The 8,540-nt window shown below is 64.0% G+C and carries 7 protein-coding genes and 1 pseudogene; 7 read left to right on the forward strand and 1 reads right to left on the reverse strand.

All coding sequences use genetic code 11. The features are described 5' to 3' along the window. Positions 1-260 (forward strand): annotated as a pseudogene (locus tag EN964_RS16095) (glutamine synthetase); the annotation flags it as partial. Between the two features lie 2 nt (positions 261-262). After that, positions 263-1,564 carry an FAD-binding oxidoreductase gene (locus EN964_RS16100; protein ID WP_127271818.1) on the forward strand — a complete coding sequence of 434 codons (1,302 nt, stop codon included), beginning with the start codon at positions 263-265 and terminating at the stop codon, positions 1,562-1,564. A gap of 220 nt (positions 1,565-1,784) precedes the next feature. Here the strand turns inward: EN964_RS16100 and EN964_RS16105 are convergent, their stop codons facing one another. Continuing rightward, a complete protein-coding gene (locus EN964_RS16105; protein ID WP_127268265.1) occupies positions 1,785-2,555 on the reverse strand; it encodes an IclR family transcriptional regulator C-terminal domain-containing protein in 771 nt (256 codons plus the stop codon). 121 nt (positions 2,556-2,676) lie between these two features. Between EN964_RS16105 and EN964_RS16110 the strand changes: the two genes are divergently transcribed. From EN964_RS16110 to EN964_RS16135, 5 genes are all read left to right on the forward strand, one after another. Beyond that, a complete protein-coding gene (locus EN964_RS16110; protein ID WP_127268264.1) occupies positions 2,677-3,534 on the forward strand; it encodes a CoA transferase subunit A in 858 nt (285 codons plus the stop codon). Next, on the forward strand, positions 3,531-4,328 hold the full coding sequence (locus EN964_RS16115; RefSeq protein WP_127268263.1) for a CoA-transferase subunit beta: 798 nt from the start codon (positions 3,531-3,533) through the stop codon (positions 4,326-4,328). The genes EN964_RS16110 and EN964_RS16115 overlap by 4 nt, the downstream gene beginning before the upstream one ends. A gap of 1 nt (position 4,329) precedes the next feature. Continuing rightward, positions 4,330-5,535: a 3-oxoadipyl-CoA thiolase gene (pcaF, locus tag EN964_RS16120; protein ID WP_127268262.1), complete on the forward strand. Its 1,206-nt coding sequence runs from the start codon at positions 4,330-4,332 to the stop codon at positions 5,533-5,535. Between the two features lie 154 nt (positions 5,536-5,689). Next, the gene (locus tag EN964_RS16125) at positions 5,690-6,721 is read left to right on the forward strand and encodes a BMP family protein (RefSeq protein ID WP_127268261.1); all 1,032 of its coding nucleotides are present in this window, start codon (positions 5,690-5,692) and stop codon (positions 6,719-6,721) included. 251 nt (positions 6,722-6,972) lie between these two features. Next, positions 6,973-8,484, forward strand: a complete 1,512-nt coding sequence (locus EN964_RS16135) for an ABC transporter ATP-binding protein (protein WP_127268260.1) — start codon at positions 6,973-6,975, stop codon at positions 8,482-8,484. Positions 8,485-8,540: the final 56 nt, after the last annotated feature.

Below are 8,540 nucleotides of genomic sequence, written 5' to 3' on the forward strand. Positions count from 1 at the left end.
CGCTGCTTGCCGGCTATCTTGGCGTCGAACAGAAACTGGCGCGCTCGGCCGAAGCGTCGGGCAATGCCTACAAGATCAAGAGCACGCTGCCGAAAACGATGGAGGAGGCGCTCGATCGTTTCGAGGCATGTGAGCCGGTGCGGGAACTGCTCGGCGAGGATTTCTTCCAGACCTATCTGCGCGTCAAGAGCGTCGAGCTCGACCTGTTCCAGGGCGTGGTGACGAGTTGGGAACGCGACCACCTTCTGCTGAAGGTGTGAACATGGCTTCCAGTTCAACGGGTTTCAATTCGGGCCTCGATATCGCCAAATCCTATTATGTCGCCACCGCCAATCCGGCGCCGGACCATCCGGCGCTGGTCGGCGACGTCGACACCGACCTGGTTGTCGTCGGTGGCGGCTGCACCGGCCTGTCAGCCGCCCTTCACGCCGCCGAGCGCGGCGTGAAAGTGGTGCTGCTCGAAGGCGGCAAGATCGGCTGGGGCGCGTCGGGCCGCAATGGCGGCCAGATGATCCCCGGCCTGCGCAAGGGCGCCAAGGGCCTGGTCAAACTCTACGGGCCGGAGCGGGCAAAGGTGCTGTTCGATCTTGCCTTCGAGGCACGCGGGCTGGTGCTCGATATCATTGAGCGCCACGCCATCGATTGCGATCTCAGGCTGACCGGCCATCTGGTCGGCGCGGTCAATGGCTCCGACCTCAGGGATCTCGAGGAAGAGGCCGAGTGTCTGGCCACGGTGATGAAATTTCCGCATGCCGAGATCCTGTCGGCGGCGGAAGCCCGAGCCAAGGTCGACACATCCTACCATGGCGCGATGTACGAGCCGCTCGGCGGCCACATGCATCCGCTGAACTACACGCTGGGCCTTGCCCGTGCGGCAGTTGCGGTCGGCGTCATCATCCACGAGAATTCGGTGGTGGTGAAACTGGAGCGCGAGCCTTCGATCCGGGTCTCGACTGCAAAGGGATCGGTCCGGGCCAGACATGTCGTGCTGGCGGGTGACGCTCTGCTCAACGGGCTGGAGCCGCGCGTCAACAGCCGCATCATGCCGGTCGGCAACTACATCGTCGCCACCGAGCCGCTGGAGGGCACACGCAATGTCATCCCGGCCAATGTCGCGGTGTCCGACACCCGCTTCGTCGTCAATTACTACCGCATGTCGGCGGATGGACGCCTGCTGTTCGGCGGCGGCGAACGCTACACGCCGTCACCGCCGGCCGATATTGCCGGCTTCGTGCGGCCGCATATGGAAAAGACCTTTCCGCAGCTCAAGGGCTGCCGCATCGATCAGGCCTGGGGCGGCTTGGTGTCGGTGACGACATCCAGGCTGCCGCACATCGGGCACTATGGCGAGGTCTATTTTGCGCATGGCTATTCCGGCAAGGGCGTCATCCTGTCGACGCTGTCGGGCAAGCTGCTGGCCGAAGCGATCACTGGCGATGCCTCGCGGCTTGACTTGTTCTCGACGCTGACGCCGATGCCGTTCCCGGGCGGCACGGCGCTGCGTGGGCCGCTCTATGTGCTGGGGATGCTATGGTACGCGATGCGGGATCGTATCAAGCATTGATCAGAGGCAATTGTCGACGTTAGCACTGCCCCTCACCTGCCTGCCGGCATCCTCTCCCCGTCAACGGGGCGAGGGACGCTGTTGTCGCCGGTATCGCCAATGTTGCAGGAAAGGCGATGGCGTTGCGCCAGCTACTTTCTCCCCGTCACTATACGGGGAGAAATGCCCGGCAGGGCAATGAGGGGCGGCGCTGGCGTTTGAAGAGTTTTCGGGCGATTGATTAGACGACAAAAAAATCCTCGATGCGCTGCCTGGCCTCAACCAGCACCGGCAGTATCTCCCGCTCCATCTCCGTCACCGAAAACCGCGCCGATTGCGTCGAGACGTTGATGGCCGCCACTGTGCGCTCCGCCCGGTCGCGGATCGGCACGGCGATCGAGCGCAGGCCGAGCTCCAGTTCCTCATCGACGATGGCAAAGCCGTCGGCCTTCGCCTTGCCGATGGCGCCGGCCAGCAGCCTGATATCGGTGATCGTCTTCGGTGTCCGTCTCTCGATGGTCGCCTGACCGAGGAATGCGTCCAATTCCCCTGATGTCAGGCCGGCAAGCAGGATGCGTCCCATCGAGGTGCAGTAGGCCGGCAGCCTGGTGCCGACGTCGAGCGACACGCTGAGGATGCGGCGGCCGGGAATGCGGGCGACATAGACGACATCCTCACCCGACAGGATGGCCGCCGAGCAGGCCTCGTTCAGTTGTGCTGCCACAGAGCGCATGATGGGCGCGGCGAAGGCCCATAGCGAGGCGCCGCCGAGCCAGGTGCGGGCAACCGTCAGCAGGCGCGGCGACAGCGAGAACACGCGGCCGGCCTGTGTTGCATAGCCGGTGGCGGTGAGTGTCAGCAGGAAGCGGCGGGCGCCGGCGCGGGTGAGGCCCGCTTCCTCCGCCATTTCTGTCAGCGTCATGCCCGAGGGATGGCGGGCCAGGATCTCCATGACGGCGAGGCCGCGATCGAGCGAGCCGACATGATCACGGGAAACAGCCGCTTCGTCCATCTTGTCTCCGCGGAACGGCATCGGCGTCAGGATTGACTCCTCGCCCTCGCTCAGCGTAGAAAGTATCGCATACAAAACATATGTTCGCAATACGAACTTTCTGAAACCCGGAGCCGATGCGATGGTCAAGTTCCTGCCGCTCAAACAGGCCGTGGCCGAGAATTTGAAAGATGGCGACTCCGTCGCCTTCGAGGGCTTCACCCATCTGATCCCGACGGCGGCGGCGCATGAGGCGATCCGCCAGGGTTTTCGCGACCTGACCCTGATCCGCATGACGCCGGACCTGATCTACGACCAGATGATCGGCATGGGCATGGCAAAGAAAATCGTCTTCTCCTATGTCGGCAATCCCGGCGTCGGCCTGCTGCGGCGCGCCCGCGATGCCATCGAGAACGGCTTTCCGCGCTCACTCGAAATTGAGGAGCACAGCCATGCCGGCATGGCCAATGCCTATGAAGCGGGTGCTGCCGGCCTGCCCTGCGCGGTGTTTCGCGGCTATCGCGGTGCTGGCCTCGCGGCGGTCAACCCGAATATCAAGTCGGTGACCTGTCCGTTCACCGGCGAGGTGCTGGCCGCTGTCCCTTCGATCCGGCCTGACGTCACCTTCATCCATGCCCAGAAGGCCGACAGGAAAGGTAATGTGCTGGTCGAGGGCATCATCGGCATTCAGAAGGAAGCGGTTCTGGCGGCCAAACGCGCTGTGGTGACCGTCGAGGAAGTCGTCGACAATTTCGACGATCCGCACCCCAATCTGACCGTGCTGCCGCGCTGGACGATCGCGGCGATATCGGTCGTGCCCGGCGGCTCGCATCCGTCCTACGCGCACGGCTACTATGCGCGCGACAATGCGGCCTATCTCGAATGGGACGAGATCGCCGCCGACCGCGAGAAATTCCAGGCGTGGATGCAGGCCTACGTGATCGAGAAGAGCGCCGACGATTTCGCGGCCCGGGTCGAGCATTTGAGGAAAGCGGCATGAGCGACAATCCGGGATTCACCCCCAACGAGATGATGACCATCGCCGCCAGCCGCGCGCTGCGCAACGACGATGTCTGCTTCGTCGGCATCGGCGCGCCATCGGCCGCCTGCAATGTGGCGCGGCTGACGCATGCGCCTGACATCACCCTGATTTACGAGAGCGGCACGATCGGCACCGCGCCTGACGTGCTGCCGCTGTCGATCGGCGACGGCGAATTGTGCGAGACCGCTATCACCACCGTCGCGGTGCCTGAGATGTTCCGCTACTGGCTGCAGGGCGGCCGCATCTCGATCGGCTTCCTCGGTGCGGCGCAGCTCGACAAATTCGGCAACATCAACACCACCATCATCGGCGACTATTTCCATCCCAAGACCCGGCTGCCCGGCGGCGGCGGCGCGCCGGAGATCGCGACGTCGTCGAAGGAGATCTACATCACCATGGCGCAGACCAAGCGCGGCATGGTCGAGAAGATCGACTTCTTCACCTCCTTCGGCCATGGCGAGGGTGGTGACCATCGAAAACGGCTTGGCATAGACACCGCCGGCCCGACGCTGCTGATCACCGATCTCGCCATCTGGAAGCCGGACCCGGTGAGCAAGGAATTCACTGTCGTGTCGCTGCATCCCGGCGTCACGCGCCAGCAGGTGCAGGAGAGCTGTGGCTGGGTGGTAAAGTTCGCGGAGGCGCTTGACGAAACACCGGCGCCAAGCGAACTCGAACTCAAGACATTGCGCGACCTGCAGGCCCGCACCAAGGCGGCGCATGAGGGAACCGGAAAAGCAAAGGCTGCATGACATGGCCGAGGCCTATATCTGCGACTACATCCGCACTCCGATCGGCCGCTTCGGCGGTTCGCTGTCTTCGGTACGATCAGACGATCTTGGCGCGATACCGCTGAGGGCGCTGGCCGAGCGTAATCCCGGCATCGACTGGCAGGCTGTCGACGACGTCGTCTATGGCTGTGCCAACCAGGCCGGCGAGGACAACCGCAACGTGGCGCGCATGGCGCTGCTGCTGGCAGGTCTGCCGAAGGAGATTCCAGGTTCGACCGTCAACCGCCTGTGCGGCTCCGGCATGGATGCGCTGACCATAGCCGCTCGCGCCATCAAGGCGGGCGAAGCGGAATTGATGATCGCGGGCGGCGTCGAATCGATGAGCCGCGCGCCCTTCGTCATGCCCAAGGCCGACACGGCGTTCTCGCGCAATGCCGAGATCTACGACACCACCATCGGCTGGCGCTTCGTCAATCCGCTGATGAAGAAGCAGTATGGCGTCGATTCGATGCCGGAAACCGGCGAGAACGTCGCCGAGGATTTTTCGGTGTCACGCGCCGACCAGGACGCCTTTGCCGTACGCAGCCAGGACAAGGCGGTCGCCGCGCAAGCCAATGGAAGGCTGGCAAAGGAAATCACAGAGGTGACGATCCCGCAGCGCAAGGGCGATCCGGTGGTCATCTCGAAGGACGAGCATCCCCGCGCTGGCTCAACGGTCGAGACGCTGGCCAAGCTGCCGACGCCGTTCCGGCAAGGCGGTACGGTAACGGCCGGCAATGCCTCCGGCGTCAATGACGGGGCGGCGGCGCTGATCGTCGCTTCCGAGGCGGCGGTGAAGACATATGGCCTAACGCCGATCGCCCGCATTCTCGGCGGCGCTGCCGCCGGTGTGGCGCCGCGCATCATGGGCATCGGCCCGGCGCCGGCGACGCAAAAACTCTGCGCGCGGCTTGGCCTGACGCCAAAACAGTTCGATGTCATCGAGCTCAACGAAGCCTTTGCCTCGCAAGGCATAGCCGTGCTGCGCCAGCTTGGCATTGCCGAGGATGCGGAACACGTCAACCCGAATGGCGGCGCCATCGCGCTTGGCCATCCCCTGGGCATGTCGGGTGCCCGCATCTCCGGCACGGCGGCGCTGGAGCTGCGCGAACGTGGCGGCCGTTATGGGCTTGCCACGATGTGCATCGGTGTCGGCCAGGGCATCGCGATCGCGCTGGAACGGGTTTGATCGGCGGCCCTTGCTTGGCCGGCTAAGATCAAGAATCCGGTGCGCGGTTCAAATTTGACCACGTGGACAAAAGTCTGGCGTCGTTCCATACTTCCCCGTCTGACATTTTCACGAACAGCCGGCTCGACACGGCTGTCGAACAGAGGGGAATGCAATGGAAAACCGGAACAATAAATCGCAGATAAAACGCGAAGGGCTTTCGCGACGCAATGTGCTGGAGCTGGGCGCGCTTGGTTTGGCAGCTGCGATGCTGCCGGGCGCCGCTTTCGCGGCGGACAAGAAGCTGAAGGTGGCGGCGATCTTCGCCACGCCGATCGAGGAGCCGTGGGACAACCAGATCCATGTCGCCTTGCAGAGGGCCGAGAAGGAACTCGGCATCGAATACAAATGGTCCGAGAAGGTGCAGACCGCCGATTTCAGCCGCGTCATGCGCGAATATGCGCAAGGCGGCTATGAGCTGGTGCTGGGCGATGCCTTCGCCGCCGAGCGTGAATCGCGCCGCACAGCCAAGCAATTCCCGAAGACCGCCTGGCTGTTCGGCTCCGGCGCCGGCCCGGCGGAACCCAATTTCGGCGTCTTCGACAACTGGATCCACGAGCCGGCCTATCTCTCCGGATTGATCGCCGGCAAGATGTCGAAGTCGGGCACGATCGGCGCCGTCGCGGCGATGGGCATTCCGGAAGTCAACCGGCTGGTCAACGCCTTCTTCGCCGGCGCCAGGGAGGTCAATCCCAACATCAAGAAGAAGGTCGCCTTCATCGGTTCCTTCTTCGATCCGCCCAAGGCCAAGGAAGCGGCGCTCGCGCAGATCGACGCCGGTGTCGACGTCATCTATGCCGAGCGCTTCGGCGTCATCGAAGCGGCGGTGGACAAGAAGATCCTTGCCATCTCCAACATGTCCGACCAGTCGAGCCTCGGCCCCGACACGGTCATCACCGGCCCGGTCTGGGACATGTATCCGACGGTCGAGCAGGCGATCAAACTGGTCAGGGCCGGCGTCTTCACCGCGCAGGACTATGGCGACTTCTCGCGCATGGCCAAGGGCGGCTCGCATCTGGCGCCCTACCACAAGTTCGACAAGACGCTGCCGGCGGACGTCAAGGAGCTGGTCGAGAAGAAGAAGGCCGAGATCCTCGAAGGCAATTTCCGGGTGGATGTGGACGAGAATACGCCGGTTTCGGATTGACGCTCTGGCTTTTGGGGTTGGTGCTAGGCGCCCCCCCTCTGTCCTGCCGGACATCTCCCCCTCAAGGGGGGAGATTGGCGGCTTTGTCGGCGGCACTCCTGCTTCGGCGTAGAAAATTGGCGAAAGCCGAAATGACATCCGATCTCCCCCCTTGAGGGGGAGATGGCCGGCAGGCCAGAGGGGGGTGCAGCGCATCCCTCTCAATCAAAGCTGAACCGCAAAGCCAACTCCGATCAGGAGCATCCTTGCCCTTGCCCGCCCCCCTCATCGAAATGCGCGGCATCACCAAGAGCTTCGGCGCCGTCAAGGCGAACGAGGCCGTCGATCTCAGCGTGGCACCCGGCGAGATCCTGGGGTTGCTGGGCGAGAACGGCGCCGGCAAGACGACGCTGATGAATGTGCTGTTCGGCGCCTATGCGCCCGATGCTGGGGAAATCCTCATCCAGGGCAAGCCGGTGCGGATCACCAGTTCCGCCGATGCGCTGGCCGCCGGCATCGGCATGGTGCACCAGCATTTTCACCTCGCGCCGCGGCTGACTGTGCTGGAAAATCTTTTGATCGGCATTCCCGGCAAGACAGGACGGATCGACCGCGCCGGCGGGCTGGCGCGGCTGGCCGAGATCGGCCGCCAGCATGGGCTGATGCTTGACCCGAACCTGCCGGTCTCGGCGCTGTCGGTCGGCGAGCAGCAGCGGCTCGAAATCGTCAAGGCTCTGTTTCGTGGCGCCAGGCTGCTGATCCTCGACGAGCCGACAGCGGTGCTGGCGCCAAGCGAGGTCGACGGGCTGTTTTCGGCGTTACGTTCTATGGCGGCGCAAGGTCTCGGCATCATCTTCATCTCGCACAAGCTCAATGAGGTGCGGGCGCTGACGCATCGCTGCACGGTGCTGCGGCATGGCCGCGTTGCCGGCCGCGTCGATGACCCGGCCAACACGACATCCTCGGAGATGGCAACACTGATGTGCGGCCATGAGATCGTGCCGCCGGCGCGGGGACCATCGGCGCCGGGTGCTGATGTGCTGACGCTCGACGGTATCTCAACCTCGCATCATTCCGGCACGGCGCTGCGCGACATATCGCTTGCCGTTCGTGCCGGCGAAATCCTCGGCATTGCCGGGGTGTCGGGCAATGGCCAGCGGGCGCTGGCGGAGGTGATCTCCGGCGTGCGGGCGCCCGATGCCGGCCGGATGACGATTGCCGGCCAAAAAGTCTCACGGTTTTCGCCGCGCGAGGTGCAGGCGCTCGGGCTCGGACGTATCCCGGAAGACCGTATGACGACCGGACTGGTGACCAACCTGCCGCTCGCCGATTCGATGGTGTTGCCGCGCATCGGCACCGCGGCGTTCAGCAGCAAAGGCCTGCTCAAGCCGCATGCGATCCGCGCTTTCGCTGAAGAACAAATCAAGGCCTATGACATCAGATGCCCCGGACCGATGACCCGGGCCGGCGCATTGTCCGGCGGCAATCTGCAGAAGGCGTTGTTGGCACGCGAGCTTGCCTTCGATCCGAAGGTGCTTGTTGTCTCGCAGCCGACGCGTGGGCTCGATATCGGTGCCGCCCGCTTCATCCATGAAAAGTTCCTCGACATGCGGACCAAAGGCTGCGGCATCATCGTCATTGGCGAGGATCTCGAAGAGCTGCTGGTGCTCTGCGACCGCATCGCGGTGATGTATGAGGGCCGCATCGTCGGCACGCTCGACAGCGCCGATGCAACGATAGCGCGGCTCGGCTTGATGATGACCGGGGCGGAGGGGAGAGCCTAGATGGACCTTCTGGCGGCGCTGACCCCCACCCCTAACCCCTCCCCACAAGGGGGAGG

It is taken from the genome of Mesorhizobium sp. M7A.F.Ca.CA.001.10.2.1 (assembly GCF_003998575.1).
Taxonomy (GTDB): domain Bacteria; phylum Pseudomonadota; class Alphaproteobacteria; order Rhizobiales; family Rhizobiaceae; genus Mesorhizobium.

Bases quoted from the DNA above. Each gene is read 5' to 3' on its own strand.
- EN964_RS16100 (WP_127271818.1), top strand. From the start codon at position 263: ATGGCTTCCAGTTCAACGGGTTTCAATTCGGGCCTCGATATCGCCAAA.
- EN964_RS16105 (WP_127268265.1), bottom strand. From the start codon at position 2,555: ATGGACGAAGCGGCTGTTTCCCGTGATCATGTCGGCTCGCTCGATCGC.
- EN964_RS16110 (WP_127268264.1), top strand. From the start codon at position 2,677: ATGGTCAAGTTCCTGCCGCTCAAACAGGCCGTGGCCGAGAATTTGAAA.
- EN964_RS16115 (WP_127268263.1), top strand. From the start codon at position 3,531: ATGAGCGACAATCCGGGATTCACCCCCAACGAGATGATGACCATCGCC.
- pcaF (WP_127268262.1), top strand. From the start codon at position 4,330: ATGGCCGAGGCCTATATCTGCGACTACATCCGCACTCCGATCGGCCGC.
- EN964_RS16125 (WP_127268261.1), top strand. From the start codon at position 5,690: ATGGAAAACCGGAACAATAAATCGCAGATAAAACGCGAAGGGCTTTCG.